The sequence below is a fragment of the Pseudoalteromonas sp. NZS127_1 genome (assembly GCF_015864295.1).
In the GTDB taxonomy this organism is placed as follows: Bacteria; Pseudomonadota; Gammaproteobacteria; order Enterobacterales; family Alteromonadaceae; genus Pseudoalteromonas; species Pseudoalteromonas arctica.
In genome coordinates, this window is the sequence record NZ_JADYXO010000001.1 from 383,363 (window position 1) to 409,775 (window position 26,413).

23 protein-coding genes and 1 pseudogene are annotated in these 26,413 nt (G+C 38.0%); 14 read left to right on the top strand and 10 right to left on the bottom strand.

The features are described 5' to 3' along the window. Positions 1-205 precede the first annotated feature (205 nt). The 5 genes and pseudogenes from I6F50_RS01575 to I6F50_RS01595 all read left to right on the top strand — a co-directional run bounded on the left by I6F50_RS01575 (position 206) and on the right by I6F50_RS01595 (position 6,349). Positions 206-790 carry an excalibur calcium-binding domain-containing protein gene (locus I6F50_RS01575; protein ID WP_197175163.1) on the top strand — a complete coding sequence of 195 codons (585 nt, stop codon included), beginning with the start codon at positions 206-208 and terminating at the stop codon, positions 788-790. Between the two features lie 677 nt (positions 791-1,467). Next, positions 1,468-2,691 carry a DUF4297 family anti-phage-associated protein gene (locus tag I6F50_RS01580; RefSeq protein WP_197175164.1) on the top strand — a complete coding sequence of 408 codons (1,224 nt, stop codon included), beginning with the start codon at positions 1,468-1,470 and terminating at the stop codon, positions 2,689-2,691. Continuing rightward, positions 2,688-4,451, top strand: a complete 1,764-nt coding sequence (gene herA / locus I6F50_RS01585; RefSeq protein WP_197175165.1) for an anti-phage-associated helicase HerA — start codon at positions 2,688-2,690, stop codon at positions 4,449-4,451. The genes I6F50_RS01580 and herA overlap by 4 nt, the downstream gene beginning before the upstream one ends. Positions 4,452-4,558: 107 nt before the next feature. Then, a pseudogene (locus I6F50_RS01590) lies at positions 4,559-5,284 on the top strand (transposase); the annotation flags it as partial. Positions 5,285-5,374: 90 nt separating this feature from the next. After that, complete coding sequence (locus I6F50_RS01595) at positions 5,375-6,349, top strand: transposase (RefSeq protein WP_197175166.1); 975 nt, start codon at positions 5,375-5,377, stop codon at positions 6,347-6,349. A 592-nt stretch (positions 6,350-6,941) separates the two neighbouring features. Here I6F50_RS01595 and I6F50_RS01600 read toward each other — a convergent pair. Beyond that, positions 6,942-7,544: a thiamine biosynthesis protein ThiC gene (locus I6F50_RS01600; RefSeq protein ID WP_197159419.1), complete on the bottom strand. Its 603-nt coding sequence runs from the start codon at positions 7,542-7,544 to the stop codon at positions 6,942-6,944. A gap of 346 nt (positions 7,545-7,890) precedes the next feature. Further along, entirely contained in the window at positions 7,891-8,592 is a 702-nt protein-coding gene (locus tag I6F50_RS01605; RefSeq protein ID WP_165728657.1) for a metal-dependent hydrolase, read from the bottom strand. 226 nt (positions 8,593-8,818) lie between these two features. Here I6F50_RS01605 and I6F50_RS01610 point away from each other — a divergent pair, with 226 nt between their 5' ends. Next, on the top strand, positions 8,819-9,241 hold the full coding sequence (locus tag I6F50_RS01610; RefSeq protein ID WP_165728656.1) for a hypothetical protein: 423 nt from the start codon (positions 8,819-8,821) through the stop codon (positions 9,239-9,241). 31 nt (positions 9,242-9,272) lie between these two features. On the opposite strand, the gene I6F50_RS01615 is transcribed toward I6F50_RS01610, so the two are convergent. From I6F50_RS01615 to I6F50_RS01625, 3 genes are read right to left on the bottom strand one after another with little or no spacing between them, the layout of a single operon-like run. Beyond that, positions 9,273-10,901 carry a sensor domain-containing diguanylate cyclase gene (locus I6F50_RS01615; protein ID WP_197140652.1) on the bottom strand — a complete coding sequence of 543 codons (1,629 nt, stop codon included), beginning with the start codon at positions 10,899-10,901 and terminating at the stop codon, positions 9,273-9,275. Next, complete coding sequence (locus tag I6F50_RS01620; RefSeq protein ID WP_165728654.1) at positions 10,888-11,334, bottom strand: hypothetical protein; 447 nt, start codon at positions 11,332-11,334, stop codon at positions 10,888-10,890. The genes I6F50_RS01615 and I6F50_RS01620 overlap by 14 nt, the downstream gene beginning before the upstream one ends. Before the next feature lie 2 nt (positions 11,335-11,336). Continuing rightward, positions 11,337-12,599, bottom strand: coding sequence for a hypothetical protein (locus I6F50_RS01625; RefSeq protein ID WP_197175167.1), 1,263 nt, complete (start codon positions 12,597-12,599; stop codon positions 11,337-11,339). Between the two features lie 361 nt (positions 12,600-12,960). Between I6F50_RS01625 and I6F50_RS01630 the strand changes: the two genes are divergently transcribed. From I6F50_RS01630 to I6F50_RS01645, 4 genes are read left to right on the top strand one after another with little or no spacing between them, the layout of a single operon-like run. Beyond that, the gene (locus I6F50_RS01630) at positions 12,961-13,773 is read left to right on the top strand and encodes an ABC transporter ATP-binding protein (protein WP_197119837.1); all 813 of its coding nucleotides are present in this window, start codon (positions 12,961-12,963) and stop codon (positions 13,771-13,773) included. Then, complete coding sequence (locus I6F50_RS01635; protein WP_197175169.1) at positions 13,773-15,221, top strand: DUF3526 domain-containing protein; 1,449 nt, start codon at positions 13,773-13,775, stop codon at positions 15,219-15,221. The genes I6F50_RS01630 and I6F50_RS01635 overlap by 1 nt, the downstream gene beginning before the upstream one ends. Beyond that, complete coding sequence (locus I6F50_RS01640) at positions 15,218-16,531, top strand: DUF3526 domain-containing protein (protein WP_165728651.1); 1,314 nt, start codon at positions 15,218-15,220, stop codon at positions 16,529-16,531. The genes I6F50_RS01635 and I6F50_RS01640 overlap by 4 nt, the downstream gene beginning before the upstream one ends. A gap of 24 nt (positions 16,532-16,555) precedes the next feature. Beyond that, positions 16,556-18,667, top strand: coding sequence for a TonB-dependent siderophore receptor (locus I6F50_RS01645; RefSeq protein WP_197175171.1), 2,112 nt, complete (start codon positions 16,556-16,558; stop codon positions 18,665-18,667). Between the two features lie 84 nt (positions 18,668-18,751). Here the strand turns inward: I6F50_RS01645 and I6F50_RS01650 are convergent, their stop codons facing one another. After that, positions 18,752-19,666, bottom strand: a complete 915-nt coding sequence (locus tag I6F50_RS01650; RefSeq protein ID WP_197175173.1) for a 2OG-Fe(II) oxygenase family protein — start codon at positions 19,664-19,666, stop codon at positions 18,752-18,754. A 226-nt stretch (positions 19,667-19,892) separates the two neighbouring features. Next, the gene (msrA, locus tag I6F50_RS01655) at positions 19,893-20,492 is read right to left on the bottom strand and encodes a peptide-methionine (S)-S-oxide reductase MsrA (protein WP_166379321.1); all 600 of its coding nucleotides are present in this window, start codon (positions 20,490-20,492) and stop codon (positions 19,893-19,895) included. 287 nt (positions 20,493-20,779) lie between these two features. Between msrA and I6F50_RS01660 the strand changes: the two genes are divergently transcribed. Next, positions 20,780-20,974: a CPXCG motif-containing cysteine-rich protein gene (locus I6F50_RS01660; protein ID WP_169060935.1), complete on the top strand. Its 195-nt coding sequence runs from the start codon at positions 20,780-20,782 to the stop codon at positions 20,972-20,974. 50 nt (positions 20,975-21,024) lie between these two features. On the opposite strand, the gene I6F50_RS01665 is transcribed toward I6F50_RS01660, so the two are convergent. After that, positions 21,025-21,225 (bottom strand): hypothetical protein, encoded by a 201-nt coding sequence (locus I6F50_RS01665; protein WP_007586727.1) that lies wholly within the window; start codon positions 21,223-21,225, stop codon positions 21,025-21,027. Between the two features lie 107 nt (positions 21,226-21,332). Here I6F50_RS01665 and I6F50_RS01670 point away from each other — a divergent pair, with 107 nt between their 5' ends. The 3 genes from I6F50_RS01670 to I6F50_RS01680 all read left to right on the top strand — a co-directional run bounded on the left by I6F50_RS01670 (position 21,333) and on the right by I6F50_RS01680 (position 23,506). Then, positions 21,333-21,815 (top strand): GNAT family N-acetyltransferase, encoded by a 483-nt coding sequence (locus I6F50_RS01670; RefSeq protein WP_197175175.1) that lies wholly within the window; start codon positions 21,333-21,335, stop codon positions 21,813-21,815. Between the two features lie 167 nt (positions 21,816-21,982). After that, complete coding sequence (locus tag I6F50_RS01675; protein ID WP_010552776.1) at positions 21,983-22,594, top strand: MarC family protein; 612 nt, start codon at positions 21,983-21,985, stop codon at positions 22,592-22,594. 30 nt (positions 22,595-22,624) lie between these two features. Then, positions 22,625-23,506, top strand: a complete 882-nt coding sequence (locus tag I6F50_RS01680; RefSeq protein ID WP_197175177.1) for an alpha/beta hydrolase — start codon at positions 22,625-22,627, stop codon at positions 23,504-23,506. Positions 23,507-24,029: 523 nt separating this feature from the next. Here the strand turns inward: I6F50_RS01680 and I6F50_RS01685 are convergent. Continuing rightward, positions 24,030-25,169, bottom strand: a complete 1,140-nt coding sequence (locus tag I6F50_RS01685; RefSeq protein ID WP_197175178.1) for an MFS transporter — start codon at positions 25,167-25,169, stop codon at positions 24,030-24,032. Positions 25,170-25,193: 24 nt separating this feature from the next. Further along, positions 25,194-26,366 (bottom strand): MFS transporter, encoded by a 1,173-nt coding sequence (locus I6F50_RS01690; RefSeq protein WP_197175180.1) that lies wholly within the window; start codon positions 26,364-26,366, stop codon positions 25,194-25,196. Positions 26,367-26,413: the final 47 nt, after the last annotated feature.

Genomic DNA, 26,413 nt, shown 5'->3' on the forward strand with positions numbered 1-26,413 from the left:
AATTATATAATTTTTTCTATAGCAAAATAGTTAGACATTTAACATACGAGTTTAAGTATTAAGCAGCTTTTTTGAGTGCCTAAATTAACCTAACATGAATATTTAGTTGCATGGTTTTAATTTAGGGACGTATAATAACAAATTTTAACTAAATGAAACTAGCGTAAAACGCAGTTTAAGCATTACAGGTTATTAAGGCACACATATGCACAAAGGATTGTTAAAGTCGTGGAAAACAGACAAAGGTTTTGGTTTTATTAAATCAGACATCCTAGAACACGACACGTTTATACACATATCAGCGCTCAAACACATGAGCCGCAAGCCAAAAGTTGGCGACACTATTTATTTTGAAGTAGCAACCCAGCCCGACGGTAAAACCAAAGCAGTTAACTGTCGTATAGAAGGCGTTGCAGAGCTTAAAGCACCTTACCAAAAACACAATCAACAGCCGCATCGCATTGCCAAATCTAATTTTGCCAGTAGCTTTTTAGGCAAAGTTGCTTCAATTGGTCTTACTGTGCTTTGTTTATATGCGTTTACTAAATACAACGCTCACTCAAGCAGCCAAACCCCCGTCATCACCAATGCCGATTTAGCCACCTTTGATAAACAATACCCAAAAATCGTTATTCCAAAAAGCACGCAAAATTTTACGTGTGATGGTAGGCAATATTGTACTGAAATGCGCTCACGTGAAGAGGCTGTGTTTTTTATTAATAATTGCCCGAATACAAAAATGGATGGTGACGGCGATGGAAAACCTTGCGAGAACGATTCACGGTTTTAAAGGCTAGGGCTATAAAGCTTTAAATAAAAATAGAATTAACTAATAGCTGTGTATAAATACAGCTATTTACAATTTGTCCCATAACATTATTAAAAGTCGTTTTGGGGTTAAATAACAAAGGTTACTGAATAGCAATTATAATTGCCTGTTTATAAAAGAGTTGTTTGGTGTAATTATCGAACAACGTAATATACGCCGTTTTGGGGTGTTATAACCACCGAAAGTGGTTCTCTCAATTAGCTGTTAGCTTTAGGGCTTCCCCAGAAATCATTAACAGTGGAAAAAAATATGACCTGTCAAAATCAACATAGATATAATCCTGACTTTGAGCGCTTTCCTCATGATCAAAGTAAATTCAACGGACGACATAAGTGTGCCGGTTGTGCATATGACCTAGGATATTTACAAGGTCAATCAAGATCTCATTCTGTAAATATCGATTATTCGACATTACCAGATAGTCAAGCGGGCAGTGTCAGGCATAGGAGTGTGCAGGCTGCATTTGCTCAAGGATACTTAGACGGTGTCCTTGGGTCGTACCAGTAAAGCTACAAGTTGCTGAAAAGGACGTAAAACGCTTGGCTTGTGCTCCTTCGTCGTTAATTTTAGCTAATTTTAGTCAGGTATTTAGCGCCCATTAGTATGGCGTTAAAAGCCTTTTGCAAGGATAAGCATTCATGTCTACTAGAGAAGCAATTGATACAATTACCGGGTATTTTTATCAATTCGATAAAACTATTCTCGAGCTTTTACAGCAGGAGCAATCTGATGCATTAGTTTGTATTGAAGGAATCGAAGACATTGACATTGTTACTGCAGATGAAACTAGTGCAATTCAATGTAAGTATTACGCAAAAACTGAATATAATCATTCTGTTATAAAAAAACCGATAACACTCATGCTTCGTCATTTTGCAGACAACCGCGATAGCGATGTTAAGTATCATTTATATGGTCATTATGAATCAGGACATGAAAAATTACACTCGTTGTCATGTGCAAGCCTCAAGAGTAATTTCTTAACTTATAGTAAAACTGAAAAAGGTGATTGTGGTAAAAAACAAAAGGTTATTCATTGTATTCATGAAGAGCTTAATCTTACGGATAATGATCTAGAAGAGTTTTTAGATATATTAACGTTAGATATTCACGCGCCATCTATAGAAAATCAGTATAAGTTAATAATCGAGAAAATAGCTAAAACATTAAATGTTTCAGAATCTGAAGCGGAGTTTTATCATTATAATTCTGCACTGAAAGTTATACAAAAATTATCGATGGAACAAAACAGGGATAAGAGGTATTTGTCAAAAAGAGGATTTCTAAAACTCATAGCTGTTAAAGATGAAATTTTTGACGCATGGTTTATTAAAAGAAAAGGGCGTACTACATATATAAAGTCAGTAAAAAAAGAATATTTGTTAAGCGGCCTTAATATGGAAGCATTTAGCCGATTTTTTTTAATCGATTGTAGCCCTTATGAAAACCTAGTGGATCTCAAAGAAGCTATCCTTCTTTTGGCAAATAAATGGGCAAAAATTTCAAAAAGGCAAAACCCATGTTTTTGTCCATCAATTTACCTCAATGGCTTAGCCCCAGAAAAACGTGTTGAACTTAAAAGTCAAATATACTCTTCTGGGATTATTTTTAAAGATGCGTACCCGTTTAAAGATTCAAAATTATCTTCAAAGCATTTTAATTCAGCTCCTTCTCTTGAAAACAAAGTGAAGTTCAAATTCGTTGACACGATTGAAGATTTAAAAGTATTGATTAAAGAGGCAGATTCTATAGTTGAGATATACCAGTTCTATAAGGAAGGGGTATATTTTTCTAACGATCAGAATAAACACATAAAGATTAAAATTGAAGATATCAGTTACGTAAAGGATTTAACTAAATGACCGAATCAATAAATGCCGAAGTAATTTCGGTTTACCCAGACAGAGTAAAAGTCTCCATTGATGATCTAGATTCATTTCGCTTGGCAGAAGAACATCTCAAAGTTGGCTCATACCTCAGAATTGCAGATTGTGATGATGTTGTATTAATAGCTGTCATTGATAGTTTTTCTATTGAAGTAAAAGAAACCGGAGATAGAAAATATATCATCGAAGCTAGTCCTCTAGGAGTAATCAAAGATGAAGTCTTTTCTCGTGGTGGAGATTCTATTGCAATTCCTCCTAAAAAAGTTGAACCTGCAAAAATAAGTGAAATTGAAAAAATATATGCTTATGGTTTAGCGGATAAAGAAAAGTTTGATTTTTCTCAACTATCACATAACGGTGGTGTTCGTGTTCCCGTTGATGGAGATAAATTTTTTAACAAGCATATTGGAATTGTCGGTTCTACTGGTTCAGGAAAGTCTCATACTATTGCCACAATTCTTCAAAAAGCTGTTTCACAAAAAAGTAATCAATATGAGGGGTTAAACAATTCTCATGTAATAATATTTGATATACATGATGAATATCCATCAGCGTTCCCATCATCTAATAAATTGAGTGTAGATGATATAGTTTTACCTTATTGGCTTCTAAATAGTGAAGAGTTGGAAGAACTATTTCTTGATTCTGGTGATAATAATAATTACAACCAATCTTCAGTATTGAGGAGTGTTATCACTCAAAATAAAAAGAAACATAACCCAGATGTTGAGAGAATATTTTACGATAGTCCACTAAAGTTTGATATCGAAGAAGTTTTAAATTGCCTCATTAACCTTAAAAGTGAAACAAAGAATTCAAAAGCTGTAGATCGCTATATGATTGCGGGTGAGGAAGGAGATGCAGATAATAGTTCAACTACAGCAGAATCTGGTATTTACTTGTCCAACGAAGACAAGCTTGATATGTACTTTTCAAAATTATACGAATTTAGGCCAACTAAAAACTCTAATGTAACGAAAGGTGATTATGCTGATGGTACCCTAGATAAATTTGTATCGAGGTTTACCTCAAAGTATAAGCAAGATCGTCTAAAGTTTCTCTTTGGAACAGAGTCTAAAAATATTTCATTCGAAGAGACAATAAGGCAATTTCTTGGCTATAAAAAAGAGGTGGAATCCAACGTAACAATTATCGACTTAAGCGGAATTCCATTTGAGGTACTAAGTATTACAGTGTCTCTGATTTCAAGAATACTATTTGACTTTGGTTATAACTATAAAAGGTATGCTAGTACTAAAGAAAAGAAAGAACATGATATTCCAATCTTGCTTGTTCTTGAAGAGGCACATAAGTATGTACCTAAAAGTGATTTAGCAAGATTCAAAGCTTCAAAAAACTCAATAGAAAGAATTGCAAAAGAGGGGCGTAAATATGGAGTAACCCTTCTATTAGCAAGTCAAAGGCCGTCCGAAATATCAGAAACCATTTTCTCTCAATGCAGTAACTTCGTTGCAATGCGTTTAACTAACCCTGATGACCAGAATTATGTTCGAAGAATTTTACCCGATACTTTTGGGAATTTAACCTCTAACTTGTCATCACTTCAAACAGGTGAGGCGTTACTTATGGGGGATGCTGCAATTTTACCTTCTCTTGTTAAGATTGATAAGACTGAGCTGCCGCCTTCATCTTCTGATATTCCTTACTTGAAACTTTGGAAAAGTGAGTGGATTGATCTAGATTTTGAAAAGTTTACAGAACAGTGGAAGTCTTAACGGGTTAATAGGGGAAGGGGAATTAACAAGACACCCATTCTAAATTTTGCACTTTTCGAAGTTAGAGGCTAGCCTTTATTTAGTGCAAAAAACGAGCAGGGTGTCTTATGGCAATTGCAAGAAAGCGTCAAGTAAGTTTGGTTGATACAAAATACTACCATTGTATTTCACGGTGTGTTCGTCGTGCATTTTTATGTGGGGAAGACCGTTTTACTGGTCAATCTTATGAGCATCGACGAGGGTGGGTTGAAGATAAGCTGCTTGAATTAGCGAAGGTATTTTGTATTGATGTATGTGCTTATGCCGTAATGAGTAATCACACCCATTTAGTACTGTATGTAGATGATAAGAAAGCAAACAGGCTGAATGATAAAGCGATTGTTATTCGCTGGCATAAACTCTGTAAAGGCACATCGTTAACGCAAAAATATGTACAAGGTGAAAAGCTAAGTAAAGTTGAACTCATCTTTTTCAATCAAACGGTTAAACAATACCGCGAACGCTTAGCAAGTATCAGCTGGTTTATGCGGTTACTAAATGAAGATATTGCGCGCAGAGCAAATAAAGAAGATAACTGCACGGGTAGATTCTGGGAAGGCAGATTCACATCGCAAGCATTACTAGATGAAGCAGCACTTGCCGCCTGTATGGCCTATGTCGATTTAAACCCCATTAGAGCCAAGATGGCTAAAACGCCAGAAGAGTCAGACCATACCAGCGTACAAAAGCGCTTAACATGTGCGGCAGAAGGTAAACAGCCTAAACAGTTACTCCGTTTTGCAGGCATACCACGTCAGATTATGCCTAAAGGGCTGCCGTTTGAGCTTAAATCGCAGATTAACAATGACACCCATTCTAAATTTTGCTCTTTTAAAAATTAAGGACTACGTTTTAATTAGTTTAAAAAAAGAGCAGGGTGTCTTATGGCAATTGCAAGAAAGCGTCAAATAAGTTTGGTTGATACAAAATACTATCACTGTATTTCACGCTGTGTTCGTCGTGCATTTTTGTGTGGTGAAGACCGTTTTACTGGTCAATCTTACGAGCATCGTAGAGGCTGGGTTGAAGACAAACTACTTGTGTTAACAAAAGTGTTTTGTATTGACGTAGCTGCTTATGCCGTAATGAGTAATCACACCCATTTAGTACTGTATGTAGATGATAAGAAAGCAAACAGGCTGAATGATAAAGCGATTGTTATTCGCTGGCATAAACTCTGTAAAGGCACCGTACTTACGCAAAAATATGCACAAGGTGAAAAGCTAAGTAAAGTTGAACTCATCTTTTTCAATCAAACGGTTAAACAATACCGCGAACGCCTAGCAAGTATCAGCTGGTTTATGCGGTTATTAAATGAAGATATTGCGCGTAGAGCAAACAAAGAAGATAACTGCACAGGACGATTCTGGGAAGGCAGATTTAAATCGCAAGCATTACTAGATGAAGCAGCACTTGCAGCCTGTATGGCCTATGTCGATTTAAATCCCATTAGAGCTAAAATGGCTAACACACCAGAAGAATCAGACCATACCAGTGTACAAAGTCGCTTAACATGCGCGGCAGAAGGTAAACAACCAAAACAGTTACTACGTTTTGCTGGTATGCCTCGTCAGATTATGCCTAAAGGGCTGCCGTTTGAGCTTAAATCGTACCTTGAACTTGTTGAGTTAACAGGGCGAATAATACGAGAGGATAAACGCGGGCACATTGATAATATGAACCTTCCTTTGCTAGAAAGACTTAATATATCCCCCGAAAACTGGTTAAAACTCACCACACAATTTACGCGCGTATTCCATGGTGCAGTAGGTAGGCCCACTTCACAAGCAAGTTACTGTGAAAATTTAAAGCGGAAACGGCGATCAAATATTAGCAACTGCGAAAAGCTACTCGCATAAAACTTAAGCTAATCAGTAAAACTATTCAGTAATAAATCACAACTGCATTATGCAGTTATTTTCATGCGTGTAATTTACGTTTAATAGGGCTAATTACTCATTTAACGGATGAAATAAAGTGACCAAGTTATAAAAGATAAATTCTTAATCTGAATAGCGAATTTTTTGGCATAGTTTTGTTTGTTCAATTAAAGTGGCTGTCTAGTTTTGTCTTGGGCTAATTACTTATTTAACGGATGAAATAAAGTGACCCAGTCATAAAAGATAAATTTTGAACTTGAAGAGCGAATTTTTTGGTATAGTTTTGTTTGTTCAATTAAAGTGGCTGTCTAGTTTAGTCGTATGAACTTGAAGAGCGAATTTTTTGGTATAGTTTTGTTTGTTCAATTAAAGTGGCTGTCTAGTTTAGTCGTATATGTGAATTAGCCTTTAGATTAAGAAGAGGGCATTAACTTGGGATGCGGTAGTCGAACGTTTTAAGTTGAAAGTGGGCGTCACTTTAAACGTAAAACATCGGCGAATTAGCATCTCTAATACACGCCGATGTTTATAACTTATTTAAGTAACTACCTTATTAATATGGTATTTAGCCTTAGTCTTGTTTACGGTTAAGGCTTATTAAACATATTGCTAAAAGTAACGTTGCAATCATGCCCGAAGCACCAGCAACACCTGATGGCATAAATCCATCACGGCCAAAGATGATTAATATAGCATTGGCAAACATAGCAACCACACCAGCTAAGGCAGTAAGCCCTCCAATTGCTTTGCCACCTTTAGCTATAAAAGACAGGCCAAAAACAACTGCTGCTAATCCCAATAATAATTTAGCTGCGTAGTAAATCATGAATGACAACGAAACCACGCCACTAATTAAAGGTTGTGCGCCTTCTACGGTACCCGCTACTTTTCCAAATGTTGAAAACAAAGTAAGGCCAATGCTTACCTGCACTATGTTAAGAATCGCGCTAAATGTTATAGCCGACCATCCTAGCTGAGCGTTTTTTGCTTGCACCATAGCAGAACCCGCAAAGGCAACAAGTAGAGTGAAAACCACGGCTTCTAGTCCCCATGCATACTGCCTTGAAAAACTAATTTCTGCACTGTAAAGGGCAGTAAAAACAGCCTGTGTTATCGCTAACACCAACAATAAAGATGCCGTAATTAGCATGGTGCGTTTATTCGTAAATTCCATTATGTACCTCTTATAATTTTATGCTTTTAAAAGCTGTAATAGCTCTCATACTTGGGTAGAAGACAGGTAAAGCTATTTAATTATTTCACTCAAACCTACAAAAGTAATAATTAATAACAAATAGGCTCAAGCTACGGATTTTAATTAAAACTTAAATCGGCAAAGTCGTTGTGATTCAAGCCATTTATGCCTCTAAAAACGCTGGGTCTCACACCCTCTTAGTGAATCAACTTTTAGATTACTAAGAGGGCATTTTACACGTATTCTAGCAATGGACATAAGTGACTTTGTAAAAGCCACTTATTGTAGTCGGGCAATGCTGTAAAATAGCTTAAAACCTACTTTGTTAAGATAGAAATATAAAGTGAGACCAATCACTTAACGCTGTGATAGTTTGTTCTGTAGGGGGCGCAACATAGATTAAACCTGCAATGGCAATAATTGAAGCTAGCGTAATTAACTTATTATCAAAGTCAGCTATTTTTAAAGCGGTGCCAAAAGAGCGTTTAATTCTGACATTACTTAAATCTACACTGTAAATTTCATCCAGCAATAAATGAATTAATCCGCCTAATAAAATAAACCCACCCGTTAACCAGGCAAAAACAGCAGCTTGTGTGGTTGATTGGTCATTCAGTTTCCATGTTACTTGAGTCGTTAATAGCGCGCATAACAGTATAAATAGTAAAGAGTGGCAACTACCTCTATGTACTGTGATCCATTCAAAAATGGGTCTAATAATATATTTCATAAATCCGTAAACCAATAATGGCACTACGATTAACTCGATAAAGCTAATTTCAATAATGAGCTCGGTGGTTATGTAATGCAGTACCAGTAATACAGCGCTCAGTGCAAATAAGTTAAAAATAGTATCGAGTGATGTTGAGTTATCTGAATCTATGTCGGGTAATAAGCCGCCAATTGAGCCTAAAAACCATAGCCAGAGTGCGCCGTTTAAATCAATATGGCCTGCAGATAATAAAGTGGCTGAACTTAAGCCGGTGATGATTACGGCAGTATTAAGATGAGTATTGAAGTTTGCCATTGTATCTCTTGATAGAAAAATAGGTTGGCATTCTATCAATTGAAAACTTAATTGTTCAATTTACTTTAAAGGTTTGGATGTAAATCTATGTTTTAGGGGTCTGGTTTATCACTTTTTACTAGTGTGGTTTTTTGTGGTCAATGAGGTAAGTTGTAATTGTTATTATAAAAATCAATAATAAGCGTAGTTATTTTAGCTTAGCATACTAAATGAAAGGTCACTTCTTATGAATCAAAATAGATATAAAGCATCGTTTCCTGCGCCTGACATTGGTAGTAACTATTTTGTCTCATCAACTTGGAGCAGTTATGGTTTCTGGGCTTTATTAGCACTGACTCCGCTCGCTCATTACATGATGTACTATACCGAAGATGGTTTAGCGTATGGGGAAGATTTAAACACTTTAGTGTATGTAATACTTGGTGCTATTACCTTGTTTGTTTTAAATATTGCAGCCCAATCTATATGTTGTTTAGGCAGGCTTTTGGCAGTGGTTTGCTTTAGCATTAGTCTGTTTTTTATATTATTGCTTATTTACCTCAGCGTATATTCACACTTCCCAATTGCTTATTTAGGTGTTATTTCGTATTTTGGGTTAGCGGCTTATTTTTATAATAAAGATTATTTGAAAGCCATAAATACGTTATAGCATTTACTATGTAGTTACTCATTCACGCCATCTAATTTTTTATATCGTCATAAAAGGCGACTTTTCCTCGGCCTGTTTCTTTTACGTGATAAAGGGTTTTATCACCGTTATGCATTAATTGGTGTAGTTCATTGCCATCATATGGGGCTACTGCAATACCTATGCTTGCACCTACTGCGCATGTTTTAGTGTTTGAAATACTAACCTGTTGTTGTAGCTCTTTAAGCAAAACAATAGATTGTTCACGCGTTGCTGCTTTGTGGTAGGTATTTACCTGTTGCGCAATTATAAATTCGTCACCGCCTAGGCGGATACAAATGTCGTTTTTTTCGTGGAAAAGTGTTTTAAATCTGTGCGCTGTTTCAATAAGTACTTTGTCACCGGCTTCGTGGCCGTAGGTGTCGTTAATGGGTTTAAACTTATCTAAATCAATCATCATTAGTACTAGGTGCTGATTGTGTTTAATACACTCGCGCAGCGCTTTTTTAAGTCGTTTTTCGCCGGCACGACGATTAAGTAAATCGGTAAGTGGGTCGTGATCGGCTTCAAAGCGGGTTTGAAATTCGCGTTCGGCGCGCTCAGTTACATCATGTAAAATTACTTCAACTAAGTGTTCTTGTTGAACGCTTCGCTTTGTTTCACGTTGCTCTGTTAATCTAACAAATAAACAGTGCAGCCAAATGGTTTTATGGCCCACTTTACACTCTATATCTAGGGTTGCTTGTGGTGGGTTTTTATCACAACGTATATCTGCAAGTAGGTTTTGTAATTCATCAACGTTATTTAACAGAGCAGGAAAGTGCAAGGTTGATAACTCTTCTTCGCCGGGTACGGTAAAGTAATGTTTAAACGCGGGATTAAAGGTGGTGATAATATTTTTGTCATCTAATAAACAAATACCGGCGCTGGCTTGTTCAAAAATAAGTCTAAATTTAGCTTCTAGTTCTTGAGTTTTTTTACGAAGGGATTGCTCATTACTAATGGTTAGCTTTAACTCATGCATTAAGGCATTTATACCTTGCGTCAGTCTGCTTATTTCGTCTCGCTTACCTTGCTTAAACTCTAGCATTGTCATGGTTTCGGGATTGGTAGGATCAATTGTCGCAAAGCTGTCTGTTAGGTTTTGAATAGGCTGAGTGAGCCATTTGCGTACAACCAGTGACACAAAAAAAGCGATGACGATTGATTGAATCAGCATTAAAATAAATTCTTTTATAAGTGATGACTGTGCTTGTTGTTCAATAAAGTTATCGTCGGGGTATATGGCCAGTACACCTATAAAAGTGTCTTCTATAAAGGGGTGAACTAATTTAATTAAAACAGCTTCTTTTTTCTTGTTAGTAGAGCCACTTGCAATAAATAAATCCATTTCTCCTTTTGGGTTTACCTCTCCTTCTAAGCTTGCGCCTTGCACTAAGTCGTTACTTAGCAAGCCATTAATAATTTCTTGGCTTAATTCACGATCGTTTAGGTAGGCTGCTATAGCGGCTGTTTTTCCCATTGTTTGTGCTAACTGCTGCACGAGTAGGTAATTGGTGTTTTTCTTTTCTTTAAGACCCGAGTAATAAGAAAGTGTTGACGACACTAACGTTACTACAATGGCGACAATAGCGATTGATAGAGCAACGCGTACGTAGAGTGCTTGGCTAATTTTTATCAAATGTGTATACCACTTTTACTGCGTCTGTAACCTGCGATTGAGGAATATAACCAATTGCAAATTGTGATGCAGCTATTTTGTTTAACGCGTCTTCAACGGATGTTGACGGTGATGGGGGCTTTGCGCGCCCTGAAAATAATAACCTTGCCCAATAAGCATTAATTTTTTGCTCATTTTTGTTGACCAGTTGCAGGTAAAAATCATTTTTTAATGCAGATTGCGCCGGTAAATCAAGTGGCTTAGAGGTTTCACCATCAGGAAACGTTAAATAGCGACCCATATAAATATCGATGACTTCGCGTTTGGATAAAGCGTTAATTGTATTGTTTTTATTTACCACCACTACAAACTCTGTAGATTTGGCATTAACACTAACAAGAAGCAGGCAAAGCGGCAGCAACACATAAAGGAGTGAGTTACGATAGCTCATCATTGTTAAAACACCATACTAGCGTTCAAACTTAGCATATGTACTTTGTGGCCTTTGTCTACATCTGCAGGATTACTAAGACTCCATAAACCCGCACCTTCGGGCTTTATATCAAAGCGGTCTAGTTGAGCTTTTAGCGCTAATCGCTCCGATAGTTGCCATTTTACACCTATGTTAATTGAATGCTGATGAACATAAGGCACCTTAATAGCAGCTTGTGTTGCAAATGCTAGCTGTTGTATTGGCTCTGAAATTTGATCGGGTATGCCTGGTGAAAAAACAGGTTCGTTTACTTGTATAACATCGTGACGATTTTTGGCTGCAGAAAAGCTCGTGTAAAATATTGCATTATTTACCCTATAACCAGCGCTAATATAAGTATTGAGTACTGATGGAGCTATTATCCAATCGGATTCCGAAATACCTACTTCAGATTGAATAAGCCAATTATTATGATCGTAGGTTAGTCCAAATGCCGCGTATTCTATACTGTGGCCTTTGGTATTAAATTTGTTAGATATCGTTTGTGCTTGTGGCCATATACTTTGTGGTACTGCGTCTAGTAAGGCTAAAAACTCATCTAATGAGGTTAACTTATAGCCACCAAAATCAGATTTAGATAAAGAGAAACGTGCGGTCCATGCGTCAAGTGAATAGGTTACACTAAAGGTGGTTAAATTATCAAAATCAATAAAAAAGTCGTCATTATCGGCTTTTAACTTTGCTGTAGAGCTTCCATATGCGAGCTTTAAACGTAAAAAACCTTCATCAATGGCTTTACTGTATTCAATATCCACACCGTCGTAATTTCCTGCAATGTTTGCAAAAGAGTAGTATTCATGAGGAGGGCGGATCCACAAATAGGCGTATCCTACATAAGGATATTCAGAGAGTAAGTAAAGATCGCTGTTTAGCCTGCCAGCACGAATAGCCCAATGGCGCGAGGGGCGATAACGAATAAAAGCGAGTTCTAAAAAGTTATCAAGACTTTTGAAGCTATGATCTTGTACTACTACTTGAACCACAGAGTCCCAGTTTTTTGAGATCGAGATATTAGCTTGCCCACCTAAAATTGAATCACGCGTTACTGAAAAACCGGTATCGTTTTCGTTTAAATAATTTGATGCAAAGCCGATATCTGAATCGTCAGTGTAACTGAGTGTTAAAGATGCAAAACCACTAAATTGCACGTCTACTTCATTTGCATCGCTTTTATTAGCAGCAGAAATTACCAATATGGCTATGGCAATTGTACCTCGGAACAACATGTTAGCGCTTATTTTTATGATATGGATAATAAAAAGATAGCACATTTTTTAAAATTACCAACTTACTCGACATAAGGTTTTACCAAAGGCGTTAGCATGGCAAAGCTAAAAAAATTACACTCTTTATGCTTGGTTTATAATTTACGTTAAATTGTAAATAAGCACACATAACACCATCCTAAATTCCATATAAAAGGGGTAATTAAAGTTGCTTTAATTTTTACCTCCTAAAGTAATAATTTATTAACTAAGTAACCGTAATTATCTTATTTGTTAATCATTGCGATGTTATATTGTTGCAATTGGCATTTGATATAGTATAACATACACGCCATCTAATTTTCCTAAATAGAGTTTGAGTGTGACAACACCTACCGCGATTAATAAAACACCAACAATTGCCCCTAAAACTTTTGATAAACAACTTAGCAATGCAGACGCCGTCCTAAGTGATGCGATGATTGAAGTGAGTTCTTTAAATTTTAGTATTAAAAATAACGCTATTTTAAAAAACTTAAGCTTTAGTGTGGCTGCAGGTGAGGTTTATGCGCTACTTGGTGGTAATGGTGCGGGTAAATCAACCACGTTAAAAACGCTACTTGGGTTTAATAAACCAACCGAAGGCTCTGTAAAAGTAGCGGGTAAAGAGGTGAGTAAAGCGCTTGATTTTGTGCGAGGTAAAACAGCGTATTTGCCAGAGTCGGCTACGTTATATCCGCATTTAACTGCTCGTGAAAATGTTGAATATTTTTTATCACTCGCTGATATTAAAAAATCAGATGAGCAAATTAACGCGGCTTTTAATCGAGTTGCATTGCAACACGATGCATGGGATCGCCACATGCAAACTTATTCAAAAGGCATGAGGCAAAAAACAGCAATTGCACTTGCGATACTGCGTGAAGCACCCATTTTTTTACTTGATGAGCCAACCTCTGGCCTTGATCCTGTTGCTATTGATGAATTTAATCAACTTGTACGTGAGCTTGCATTAACTGGTGCGACTATTTTAATGGTTACCCACGATGTATACGGTGCCTGCCAAGTCGCTAATCGAATTGGTTTACTTAAAAACGGTGAGCTGGTGGGAGAGTTTGATGCGCCCCAAAGTGGGCGTATTGATACCGAGCAAGTACACGCTGCGTTTGGGCATCACGCTAAAAGAGGTGCTTAATGAGTATAAATAACTTTTCAAAGGTGGTGATTGTTGCCAAAGATGAGTGGCGTTATTGGCTTCGCTCAAAATTAGCAATGACCGTGCTTGCTATAGGTTTGGTGCTCACGCTTGCTTCGGTAATTGTAACGGCTATTACCATGATGGAGCTAAGCCATGCTCGTCATGAGTTACAAACAACAAGCGATAAGAGCTTTGTTGATCAACCCGACCGCCATCCACACAGAATGGTGCATTACGGGCATTATGCATTTAGAACGCCTTCGCCACTTAGTACGCTAGACCCTGGTATTGACGCTTACACAGGCAACTCTATATTTTTAGAAGGGCACAGACAAAACAGCGCAATGTTTGCAGATAGTCGCCAAGGGACTGCATTAACTAAATTAGGCAGTTTAACGCCTGCATTTATTGTGCAAACACTCGCACCGTTATTATTAATATTAATTGGCTACAGCGGTATTAGCCGAGAGCGCGAATCGCAAACGCTTTCTTATTTGTTATCGCAAGGTACATCGGGTGTAACGCTAATTGCAGGTAAAGGATTGGCGCTACTTTCTGTTGTGGGCTTAATTTTAACTCCGCTTACGGTATCGGCTTTATTTACGGTTGCTGCGGGCGAAAGCTTACTGGCAGTTGTAAGTTTTGTTGTTGGCTACGCTTTATATTTAACTGTGTGGGTATTACTGATTTTACTGGCATCGAGCGTGTTTAGTAAAAACAGTGGCAGCTTTACCGCACTTGCCTTTGTGTGGATTTTACTGTGTATTGTTATGCCACGCGTAGCAAGTACCAGTGCTTCAACGGCTGTGCCATCTGCCGGTAAAATAGAAACAGACTTTGCTGTAAAAGCACAACTTAGAAAATTAGGCGACGGCCATAACGCAAACGACCCTGCCTTTATGCAATTTAAACAATCACTTCTTAAAAAGTACAACGTTAAAAGTATAGATGAGCTACCCGTTAATTTTAGAGGATTAGTAGCCAGCGAATCTGAAGCAAAATTGACTAACGTACTAAACAAATTTGCCGAGCAACGTATGCAAGCTGAGCTTAAACAAACGAAGGTATCTCGTTATTTTGGTTGGGTTTCACCTATGGTGGCTATTCGGTCGTTATCGATGATAGTGGTAGGAACGAGTATTGAAACTCATCACCGCTTTTTGCGTGAAACCGAGCAGTTGCGTTTTGACTTTGTGCAAGGGCTTAACAAAGTTCATGTAGAAAAGCTTAGCTACCAAGACGATATGAACCGCAATGCCAGTACCGAAGCGACTAAGCAGGCTCGTGTCAGTGCACAAAATTGGCAAGTACTGCAAAACTTTACTTTTAATGTAGATAACGCACAAGTGAGAGCGCAGCGAAGTATCCCTGCATTTTTACAGTTATTTATTTGGATTGCAGTGCTGTTAGGCGGTATTAAATTTGTAGGGAAGCGTTTGTTATGAGTTATGTATTTTCACAGCTAATTCGTGAATGGCGTTTTTTACTTCGTCAAAAATATTTAGTGATATTACTAGCATGTACATTTGCTATATCGGGGTTTGCAGTTTTCAGCGGCCTTAGTGAAGTAAGCCAGCAACAACATACTATTGAGCGTTTAAAAACGGCTGATTTAACTGAATTAGCTAACGTACAAAATAAATACAGTGATGCTGGTTCGCTTGCCTATTACAGCTTTCATTTAACGTATTCAGCACCTTCAAATTTAGCGTTTGCTGCTTTAGGCGAGCGCGATATTTATCCATGGAAACACCGCTTAAATTTACTTGCCCTAGAGGGGCAAATTTACGAGAGCGATTCACAAAACGCAGAGCTAGCGGAGGCAGGTAAAATTGATTTTGTATTTGTAATTAGTGCATTAGCACCGCTGATAGTTATTTTACTATTTCATGATTTATTTGCTAATGAGCGAACAAGCGCCAGGCATGACTTATTAGTGACTACGGCTAAGTCGTACTTTGCATTATGGGGGGCGCGTATAGCTGTAAGGTTAATAGCAGTAATAGTGTGTTTAATGTTGCCATTTTATGTAGGTACATTGCTTAGTCATTCGGCCCTTGCTGATGTGGGGTTTGTTACTTTTATATGTGTAATTTACATTGCGTTTTGGACTTTGCTCAGTGTGTGGTGGGGCAAAAATGCCAACAGTGCGCCGCGTGTTGCTTCAACATTAATCGGTTTTTGGGTGTTAGTTGCCTTTATTATTCCTATTTTAGGCGATTTAGTTATAAACAAAACGGTTCACTCACCAAAGGGCGGCGACATTGTGCTTACTCAGCGTGAGGCGGTTAACGATGCATGGGACTTACCAAAGAAAACCACAATGGATGCTTTTGTAGCGTCAAATCCACAGTGGAAAGATCATGTTGATATGCAAAGCGAGTTTGAGTGGAAATGGTATTACGCATTTCAGCAAGTTGGAGACGAAAAAGCAGGGGAACTTTCGCATGCTTATCGTGATGCAGCGCACACAAAGTATCAACTAGCAGGGATTGTATCGTGGTTTTCACCACCACTATTGCTACAACGCAGTTTTACCCGATTGGCGAGCACTGATGCTTTAGCTGCATTTAGATATGAATACCGTATGCGAGGATTTCATAAAAGTTTAAGGGAGTTTTACTACCCTTGGCTGTTTATAAAAGGCAACCCACCTAAAGCTGCGCTTAAGAGTATACCTAGCTTTAAAAAAACAATGCTTAATGAAACGGATGAGCCTGACGTTACAGGCGTTAAGCTAAAAGAAAATTTATGAGTCAACTAATTAACAAGGTTTATAATGAATACCAATAAAAATGGGCTAAAGCTCAGCTATTTAAGCGCATGCTTAGTCAGTTTGTTTAGCAGCCACGCTATGGCTGCTGAACAAACCCCAAAGGATGACAGCGTAAATAATAGCCCTATAGAAAGATTGGCAGTGATTGGCTCGCGCCAAGCTTATCAAGGCAATTTTAGCCCTTTAGAAACACCGCAATCAGAATTAAAAATAGATTTAGAAGCGCTTGAAAACGCAGGTGCTATAAATTTAAATCAAGCGCTTGATTTATCGGCATCGGTAGCGCGTCAAAATAACTTTGGCGGACTTTGGAATAGCTTTGCGCTACGCGGCTTTGTAGGCGATGAAAACTTGCCAAGTAATTACCTTGTTAATGGGTTTAATGCCGGGCGTGGTTTTGGTGGCTCACGTGATTTGTCGGGTATTGAATCGGTTGAGGTGTTAAAAGGTCCACGTGCTGCTTTATTTGGCCGTGGTGAACCTGGCGGTACAGTAAATCTCGTTACTAAGCGCCCAACGTTTGATACAAGCGGCGAGCTAAAGCTAAGCGTAGGCAGCTTTGACACCTACCGCGCTGATGTAGATTACACCACACCCCTTAGCGACGACGTAGCAATTAGACTGGTTGGTTTTTATGAAGACGCAAAAAGCTTTCGCGATACAATAGAGACAACTAAACAAGGCTTTAGCCCATCAATAACATGGAATATTAATGATAATAGCCAACTAATATATGAGCTTGAATACAGCGACCAAGAGGTCTCTTTTGATAGGGGCGTATTAGCCATAGATGGCGAACTTGGTTTAATACCAGAGAGCCGCTTTTTAGGTGAGCCAGGTGATGGCCCAATAGAGGCTGACGTACTTGGCCATCAATTAGAGTTTATTCATGACTTTAATGATAATTGGAGCGTATTGCTGGGCGCTAACTACCGTGATACTTCGCTTGAAGGGTTTGCTACCGAAACTGGTTTTGCAGGTGTTGTTGATGGTGAAGTAAATCGCTTTAGGCGCTACCGTGATTACAATGCAAAATATCAGGTATTTAGAGCCGAAGTGACAGGTAATTTAGAGGTTGCAGGGTTGGATCACCGTTTAATAATTGGTGTTGATTCTGATAAGTTCGAAAATGATCAATTTGTTCTTCGTGTACGTGGCGATCAGTATATAAATGTTTTTAATCCTGTATATGGAGCATATGAGTTACCTACGCCAACGGCCAATACCGATAAGTTAGAAGTCCAAGAGTCGTTAGGTGTATTTATACAAGACCAAATAAGCCTAACCGATAAGTTTGATGTACGTATTGGTATACGTTTTGATGACTACGAACAAACACTTAATAACCGCTTAGCTAATACTCAATCAAAGCAAAACGAATCGCGTGTTAGCCCCCAACTAGGTGTTGTGTATGAGGCGAGCGAGTTTGTATCTGTTTATGCCGCTTATGGCGAAAACTTTAGGCCTTTATCTGGCACTGATACAAATGGCGATGGGTTTGAACCAAATCAATCTACTTCAACAGAGTTGGGAGTTAAATTTACTTTAAACGATGGCGCTTTATTTGGCACTATCGCGATGTTTAAAGTAGAGCAAGACAACATGCTGGTGGTTGACGATCCCACTGCATTTACTTTTGCTGCAATAGGCGAAGCACAAAGCAAAGGCATAGAGATTGATATAAACGGTGAGCTAACGGATGATGTAAGCCTATGGTTATCGTATGCGTATGTTGATGCAACTATTGAAAACTCATTTTTTGATGCTAACTTTGGCTATACCGTTGAAGCGGGCAGTTCTTTATTAAATATTCCTAAACATCAACTTAGTTTACAGCTTGTTAAATCAGCCGAGTTATATGGCAAAGCAATTAAGTTTGGCGCAGGTTTAGTTTATGTAGATTCTCGAAACGGCTTTTTTGGTACCGACTTTGAGCTACCAAGCTATACAACAGCGCGTACTTTTATAGATATTGATGTAACTAAGGCAATTGGCTTGCGTGCAGAAGTAGATAACCTGTTTGATGAAACCTATTACACTAACTCATTTGCTGATGCCTGGGTTCAACCGGGCACACCCAGAAGTGTAAGGCTATCTGCAACGTATAAGTTTTAAACGTAAACTAAAACGATACTAACAAAAAGGCTGCTTAAATTAAGCAGCCTTTTTGCTTAGTTAAAAGCTTAGTTAAAAACTCGATTAAAACGGTGCATAGCCGTCGTTCGTCTTTTTAGGGTTAATCCAGCGCTGTTTAGCATCAATAGGAATGCGTGGTGCACCTTGTGCTGGTAATCGCCCGCGTTCTCCATACAACCACAAAACAAAGTTAGTTCGCTCACCACTGGTAATAGGCTTTGCTGCGTGTGCAATATTGCCACGATGTAACATGGCAGTGCCGGGCTTAAACGTAAGTGATTTAATGTCGCCTGTGTACGGGTGATAAAAGTCAACTTCTGACCCTGTAAACTCTTCGCCTGGTAAGTTTAAGTTAATATTAAGCGTTACGGCCGATGCATCGGTATGTGGGCGAATTGACGAATCTGTGTTTGGCTCATAATAAATAGAAAAACCAAACGTTTGTGTATCAAACCCCGTAACCTCCGGGAACAACATTCGCGAAATAGGGCGCATGTAAGTGTTTAGTATTTCGTTATAAAACGCTTGAAAGCTTGGCGCTGCTAAATAACCTTCTGATCGTCTATCAAGCATTGCACCACGGCGATTTAACACTATGCCATATGGTGGGCGCATAGGAATTTGCGAATTCCATACTTGTTCTAAATACCCGCGTAATACGGCAAGGCGCTCTGGATCAAAAAATTGAAATTGAAATACATCAGGCGCTACTTTGTGTAATAACGCTTTTACGGCCAGCTCTTTTGATGGATCTTCCCATGCTTGCTTTACTGCTTCGCGTAGGTTTTTATCAAGTAGTGTATCGTCAAGCGTAAACGTTGAGCCATCTATTGATGTTGTTTCCCATTCGCTCCACGCGTTTGTAATTAGGTCGGTGTTACTATTCCAAAAGTGTTGTACTGCTGGTTCACGGTAAAGCATGGCTTGGCGTGTTGGTAACTCTAGAGCACGCGCTAGCTGTAATTGATTGGCAAACATTTTGTGTAACTCCAGTTGTTGAATTTGGTTTATATCAATCTAGGAGTGCAATTTATTGCATTTGATTTAGTAGATAAACAGCCTGCTTTAGGAAACAGAATATACTATTTATTGATAATGAAGGTTTGTATACTTTTTGAAGCAGAGAAAGCTAGCTTTGTAGATAAGCAAAAGGCTGCACAATACGCAGCCTTTTGTTGGTGTAATTTAAGTTGCTTAATAAATACTAGTGGGTTGCTCTGTCGCCCCAAATATCTTCTAGGCGGCTATCGCGACCACAACGCCAACGATAAGTGTTGTATCGGATTGGGTTGTTTTTATAATAATCTTGGTGAAAGCTTTCCCTCCCTTTTATAGGGTAAAAGGTGCTTGCGTTTAGTATAGGTGTAACCACAGTTTGATTAGGAAACTCGGCTACAACAGCTGCTTTTGTTTTTTCAGCTAATTTACGTTGTTCGTCGTTTTGTGCAAATATAGCGCTTAAGTAACTAGGGCCTTTATCGCAAAACTGGCCTTTTGCATCAAAAGGATCAATATTTACCCAGTAATGATCAAGTATACCTTGATAGCTTACTATGGCTGGGTCGTAAGTGATTTCTACGGCCTCGTAATGGCCTTTATGATTACCATTGTATGTCGGGTTTTTAAGTTTGCCGCCAGTAAAGCCCGATATTACATCGGTTACGCCTTCTAGCTTTTCAAAGTCACTTTCCATACACCAAAAACAACCTCCAGCTAAAACGGCTTTTTCGGTTTTAGCTGCATGAGTAAATGTGCTAAACAATATTGCGGCAGATGTTAATGCGAGTGCGAGTGATTTTTTCATAAAATTATCCACCTAAAGTGTGAGTTTAAATACTTATGAAGTTAGACCCGCTAAGTGCTAATACTATTTCATTGTAGAGGCATAGTTTTAGCTGGCTAACTTATATATGGTGCAAACTAATGTGCTTATGATGTTTTATAAACGTAAAGCTGGTATTTAGATCACTTTTTAGTTAGTAGCATTGTTTAATTAGTTTAGCCAAATAAGCGTTATTTAATGGGGTGTTGAATTATGCTGGCTTGTTCATTAAAGTGACAACATTCGAGATATAAATTAGCAGGTGATAAATGAACCAGTTAACTGAAAAATCAATAAGCTGCCCTTATTGTGGAGAAAGTATAGAAGTATTACTTGATGCAGCAGATATTGATGAGCAATACATAGAAGACTGCCAAGTATGCTGTAAGCCTATTTCGTTTGTAGTATTTGAAGATGAGGACGAGTTAAACGTTAATGTTTACAGTGAAGACGATGCATTTTAATTAGATATTAGGCTGCAAAATTGCAGCCTTTTTATTGTGTATGTGTTTGGTTAGCTATTTTGCTCACGCGCTAATTGGTTAGGAAGAAGTTCTTCTACTATTTCGCGTGCTGGAAGTGTATAGCGTGTGCCGTCAAACATTACTGAGGTAAACTCGTTAATATTAGTAATGCCTGTTAAGGTCCAGCCTTCGCCGCGCTTTGGGCAATATACTGTGGTAGTGGGTTGTATTACTTGAAAATCGTCACTCATTACGTTCTCTTACTCTTTTTGCTTTAAAGATAATGCTTGTTAATGGGGTATGGTAAGTTAATAATGCCTGCCCATAAAGAGCTAATTTAACTAACCACTTAAATAAAATGTTTAATACCACAAAGCTTGAACGCGTTACGCTGCGTTTAATTACCCACAAACACGCTGCGTGTTTATTTAATATTTTAAACCACCCGCATGTGTCAGAATTTAACGACTACGAAACACCGCTCAGCAAAACACAAATCAAACAATTAATACAAGATGATATTAGTGCCTATTACGAAGGTGAAGTGATTAGAGTTGCAATTGAACATAATACATCTGGGGAGTTAATGGGTACTTGTGGGCTTTATAATTTAACGCCGTGTAAAAGTAATGCGTTTATAGGATTTGAGCTGCACCCCGACTTTTGGGATAAAGGCGTAATGTTTGAAGTAGTCACCGGTTTTATTGAAGCGCTACTTAAGGAAATTGCGCTTAAACATTTATCGGCTGAGGTGAGTACACACAATGCACGTTCCCATAATCTACTTATTAAGTTAGGTTTTAGCTTAAGAGAAAATTCTATTTGGCATAAATCACTTTAACTCAATACTACAATTATAAGTGCTCATCTTTTTTCAATCCTGAAAGGTCAACGCCTCCAAGTGTAAATAAAATACAAAAAATAACGGCTTTCTATTATAGTTAAGCGTAAGCAAATGAATTTGTTACCCGTGTTTTATTAAATATTTACGCTTAACAAGGATTTTATATGCTAGAAAAACTATCTCAAGATGCGCTTGTTATTTGGGCTACCATTGACCCAATAGGTACTATGGCGCTGTTTGCTGCGCTTACTTCTCATTTAACAGATCAACAACGTCGTAAAACAGCCTTTAAAACGGTCCTTTATGCTGGTTGCGTACTATTGGGTTCTATTTTAATTGGGCAGCTAATACTTAATGCGATGGGAATTAGGTTGGTGTCGTTTCAGTTAGGAGGCGGAATTATATTGTTTTTGTTTGGCCTGCAAATGATATTTGGAAACGATTCTAACAAAGCTAAACAAGACCCCGATCACGATATAGCAGTGTTTCCGCTAGCTATACCAGCAACTGCGACCCCTGGCGCTATTTTGGCGGTGATACTACTTACCGACAACCACATACACCCAATTACTACTCAGATAGGCACAGCGCTTGTTACAATTGGTGTGTTGGGTATTACTTTAATACTGTTGCTGCTTTCGGGTAAAATAATTAAGCTTATTGGTACTGGCGGCGCGTCTATTTTAACGCGTGTGATGGGGATGATTTTAGCCGCGTTTTCGGTTGAGCTTATTATGACTGCGCTTGAAATAAAACAATGGGTTAAGCTCGATTAAATAACTCCTAAACATTTAAAGGAATGCCGCATGGCAATAAAAATAACAAAACACTATTTTATTAATTTAAGTTTAGCCGTAGTCATTTTTGCTATAGGTATTTTAGCCATACGTTATTACAACCATTATGTATCGGCCTATACAGATGTAACAATTAACTCAAGCGTGCTTAATGAGTCGCGCAAAGTGTTTATAAGATTACCCGCTAATTACAATCCTAAAAAAGCGTATCCGTTAATTATTAAAACCGATGGTAACTTTAATTTAGATACATGGGACAAAGCACTTACAAAACAAGCTAAGAGCGAAAAAGGGGATAAGGCTATATTGGTGTCTATTCCTAATTTGTTTTTTACAGATACACGTAATCGCGATTTAGTGCCTCCTTATGCTCGCCAAGATGTAAATACACAAGCGCGCCCGGAGGGCGAAACACTTATAGAGCCTAATGGTGAAGCCGACAAGTTTTTAGCGTTTATTGAAACTGAGTTATTCCCGTATTTATCGGCAAAATATAAGCTTAGTAATAACCGTGTATTAAGTGGTTTTTCGGCCGGTGGCAGCTTTGTACTTTATACACTGCATACAAAGCCTGAACTGTTTAATGGCTATTTTGCTTTTAGCCCTGCGGCTTGGTATGACGACATGACAGTGGTTAATAATGTAGAAGCGTTTTTAACTACTCAAGCTAACAAAGTTAAGGCGCCTACTTATTTATATCTATCGGTGGGTGGGGCAGAGCATCCGTTAATGTTAAAAGCGTTTAATAATTTAGAGTCTGCTTTAAAAGCAAACCCTAATAATAACCTTGCGTGGCAAAGCGCTATAAACGAAGGTGCTGAGCATTCAGATAATCCACCACTTAGTGTATCAAAGGCATTAGCTGGTTATAGTGCGTTTATTAAAAAGTAGGTTAGATAGGTTTAAGTGGCAGCTGTATGTATATACAGTTGCCGCTGTTTTGTGTATTTAGAATGCTCAATCAGCTTTATAGCACTTTACTTAGTTTAATATTATTAACGACTTACAAAGGGAAGTTGGTTTAAGTTATTTTTGACAGGAAATATATTCACTGTGTTTATATACAGTACGCAGCTATTGAGTTAGAATCCAGTCAGTACCTATGAGCATATACACATCTATTTGTTACTGCTTTTAATCAGCTTTGTGATCAGTGATAAGCAGTGTAAGTACTTTGCAATTTCAATATAATTTCAATATAATTTCACCATCTTTTTACACTCTTAATGCCGTTAATATAAATTAGCTGGTGGCTTTATAGTAAAAGAACACATCATACTAAATGTTATTATAATGCTAAACTTAGCAATAGAGTCAAATTAAAAAAAAGTAATCAGTAAGGTAGTGCAAATAATAAAGCGGGAGGTTTAGGTAAAAAAGAGCATTTATAAAAATGCTCTTTTTTAAGTTACTACTATTTTGCTTTGATAGGTTTAAAAAACAATACCAGTGCAATTATAAATGCTGAAACGCTACAAATTATAAATACGTTTTTTTCACCACCAGGTATGTACTGCATAAATGAGGTAAAAAACTGACCCGAAAATACAGCCATCGTAAAGTACGATAAGTTACGGCCGCGTACTTTCACATCACTGAGCTCTACCGTCATATGGTTTAAAAGCGGGATACTAAAACCAAATCCTATACCTATTAATATTGCGCCTAAAATTAAAAGTAGGGTGCTTACTTGTGTAAAACAAATATACGATAAACTAAACGCTAAAAAGGCAAATGCCAAAACCTTGGGCTCACCAAGCTTCTTTGTTATTTTAGGCATAAAGCCTGCGGTAACTACAGCCACTAAAGATATAAATGCGAGTAGTTGGCCTATTTGTGACTCATTAAAGTTTTCCTCGTTCATTGTAATGGGCAGTAACACAGTAGACGTAAAAAATATGGTCATCGCGAGTGTTGAAATTACATAAACGCTTTTTAACGAGAGGCCATTGTTAGCTTTGTGGTGTATATGTTCTGACACTTCATCGCTATTACTAGCCAGTGAGTTTTTACTTGGCACAAACAATAAAAGCATAGCCAAAAATACCCACGCTATTAAATAAAGTAAAAATGGCAGTGCCCAAAATTGCGACGCTAATAATCCGCCTAAAAATAAAAATATAACACCGCCTAACTCTATCGCCATGCCTTGTTTTGCAATCATGCCAAGGCGTGCTTCGCCTGTGTACCAAGCAGAAATTAAAACCGTACAACTTGCCATTACCACAGCAGTTATACCGCCGAGTAAAAATCGATTAGCAAATACAAGCGTTGGGCCTTTTAAAAAGTAAGCACTGGCACCTGCAACCCCATATAAAAATAATCCAATTACTAAAAGTTTATAAGCTCCGTATTTATCTATTAATTTTCCTGCTAGCGGCGCAAAAACCACAGCGCCTAACGATGGCAACGTAATTAAAAGTACGGTGTTATCGGTTATACCTAATCCTTGTGAAATACTTACTAAACCTGGCGCAAGTAGGGTTCCCACCATAATAGTTAAGCTGGCGATACACAGTAATGTAAAGCTACCCGCTGTTTTTAACATACCCATTTTTACTCCTTAAGTTTTAAGCGATTACTTTTTAGCAAATGAATTAAAAATGCCACTTAGCAAAATAAATATAATGCTTACAGCAACAACGCCAGGCCATTGATAAAGTGCAAATGCTTTAACACCAACCATTGAGCCAACAGCGCCTCCAATGTAATAACCCAGCATGTAAATTCCATTTATGCGACTTTGCGCAGTGGGGTCAATACTAAAAACACGCACTTGGTTAGCCACTTGCGCACTAAATATGGCAAAGTCGATTAGAATAATGCCAATAACTAACGACGCTAAACTGCCATTAAACAAACCTGTAATAGCAAAGCCGATTGCCGCAAGCGTAAGTGCAATCATAATTAGAGCTTTAGATCCCAGTTTGCTGACCCATTTACCCGATGACTTAGCCCCAATTACGCCAGCCAATGCTATTAAACCAAATAAACCAGCTTGTTGAGCGTTGTAGTTAAATGGCTCGTTACTTACATAAATTGCAAGTGTTGCCCAAAGCACATTAAATGATGCAAACCAAAATGCGCCCGAAAGTGTAAAATGCTGCAGTGATTTATGTTTAATAAACAACGCCAACATACTTTTAATGAGAGGCCAGTAACGCAAATTAGTGTGTGGCTTATTGCTAGGTAAAAACACGCGCAGTAATATACCAAATAATGCTGCGAGTACTGCCGACATTAAAAATACACTTCGCCAACCAAATTGCTCACCTACAAACCCACTTAACGTTCTTGAAAGTAAAATACCGATAGTTAAGCCCATCATTAATGTGCCTAACGTGGCACCTTTTTGCTCACTCGATACAAGCGATGCTGCAAAGGGTATTAATTGCTGGGTTATATTGGCGCTTACACCAATTAAAAATACCGATATAAGTAATAAAGGTAAGTTAGGTGCAAGCATTGCTGCACTACAAGCCACTACTAATAAGCACGACAAAATAGTAATTAAATGCCTGCGAGCAATCGAGTCACCCAAAGGAGAAATAAATAATAACGCAAACGCGTAACCAATTTGTGTAAGCGCGGGAATACTCCCAAGCTGCGAATCAGTTAAATTAAATTCGTTCGCTATAAGCGGTAAAATAGGCTGGTTGTAGTACAAGTTTGCTGCTGTTGCTGCAATTGCAGTGGTCATTAGTAATAAAATAAATCGACTTAATGACTGATTTTGTTTGGGTTTGGTCATAGCTGTCTTGTGTTGTTAACATATAGCTATGGTATGAGTTCTTTACC

What these genes read in the sequence shown, in the direction of transcription:
- I6F50_RS01605 (WP_165728657.1), bottom strand. Translation starts at nt 8,592, where the DNA reads ATGGCAAACTTCAATACTCATCTTAATACTGCCGTAATCATCACCGGC.
- I6F50_RS01625 (WP_197175167.1), bottom strand. Translation starts at nt 12,599, where the DNA reads ATGTTGTTCCGAGGTACAATTGCCATAGCCATATTGGTAATTTCTGCT.
- I6F50_RS01620 (WP_165728654.1), bottom strand. Translation starts at nt 11,334, where the DNA reads ATGATGAGCTATCGTAACTCACTCCTTTATGTGTTGCTGCCGCTTTGC.
- I6F50_RS01690 (WP_197175180.1), bottom strand. Translation starts at nt 26,366, where the DNA reads ATGACCAAACCCAAACAAAATCAGTCATTAAGTCGATTTATTTTATTA.
- I6F50_RS01645 (WP_197175171.1), top strand. Translation starts at nt 16,556, where the DNA reads ATGAATACCAATAAAAATGGGCTAAAGCTCAGCTATTTAAGCGCATGC.
- I6F50_RS01650 (WP_197175173.1), bottom strand. Translation starts at nt 19,666, where the DNA reads ATGTTTGCCAATCAATTACAGCTAGCGCGTGCTCTAGAGTTACCAACA.
- I6F50_RS01670 (WP_197175175.1), top strand. Translation starts at nt 21,333, where the DNA reads ATGTTTAATACCACAAAGCTTGAACGCGTTACGCTGCGTTTAATTACC.
- msrA (WP_166379321.1), bottom strand. Translation starts at nt 20,492, where the DNA reads ATGAAAAAATCACTCGCACTCGCATTAACATCTGCCGCAATATTGTTT.
- I6F50_RS01685 (WP_197175178.1), bottom strand. Translation starts at nt 25,169, where the DNA reads ATGGGTATGTTAAAAACAGCGGGTAGCTTTACATTACTGTGTATCGCC.
- I6F50_RS01575 (WP_197175163.1), top strand. Translation starts at nt 206, where the DNA reads ATGCACAAAGGATTGTTAAAGTCGTGGAAAACAGACAAAGGTTTTGGT.
- I6F50_RS01600 (WP_197159419.1), bottom strand. Translation starts at nt 7,544, where the DNA reads ATGGAATTTACGAATAAACGCACCATGCTAATTACGGCATCTTTATTG.
- I6F50_RS01640 (WP_165728651.1), top strand. Translation starts at nt 15,218, where the DNA reads ATGAGTTATGTATTTTCACAGCTAATTCGTGAATGGCGTTTTTTACTT.
- I6F50_RS01665 (WP_007586727.1), bottom strand. Translation starts at nt 21,225, where the DNA reads ATGAGTGACGATTTTCAAGTAATACAACCCACTACCACAGTATATTGC.
- I6F50_RS01680 (WP_197175177.1), top strand. Translation starts at nt 22,625, where the DNA reads ATGGCAATAAAAATAACAAAACACTATTTTATTAATTTAAGTTTAGCC.
- I6F50_RS01610 (WP_165728656.1), top strand. Translation starts at nt 8,819, where the DNA reads ATGAATCAAAATAGATATAAAGCATCGTTTCCTGCGCCTGACATTGGT.
- I6F50_RS01675 (WP_010552776.1), top strand. Translation starts at nt 21,983, where the DNA reads ATGCTAGAAAAACTATCTCAAGATGCGCTTGTTATTTGGGCTACCATT.
- I6F50_RS01660 (WP_169060935.1), top strand. Translation starts at nt 20,780, where the DNA reads ATGAACCAGTTAACTGAAAAATCAATAAGCTGCCCTTATTGTGGAGAA.
- I6F50_RS01580 (WP_197175164.1), top strand. Translation starts at nt 1,468, where the DNA reads ATGTCTACTAGAGAAGCAATTGATACAATTACCGGGTATTTTTATCAA.
- I6F50_RS01595 (WP_197175166.1), top strand. Translation starts at nt 5,375, where the DNA reads ATGGCAATTGCAAGAAAGCGTCAAATAAGTTTGGTTGATACAAAATAC.
- I6F50_RS01635 (WP_197175169.1), top strand. Translation starts at nt 13,773, where the DNA reads ATGAGTATAAATAACTTTTCAAAGGTGGTGATTGTTGCCAAAGATGAG.
- herA (WP_197175165.1), top strand. Translation starts at nt 2,688, where the DNA reads ATGACCGAATCAATAAATGCCGAAGTAATTTCGGTTTACCCAGACAGA.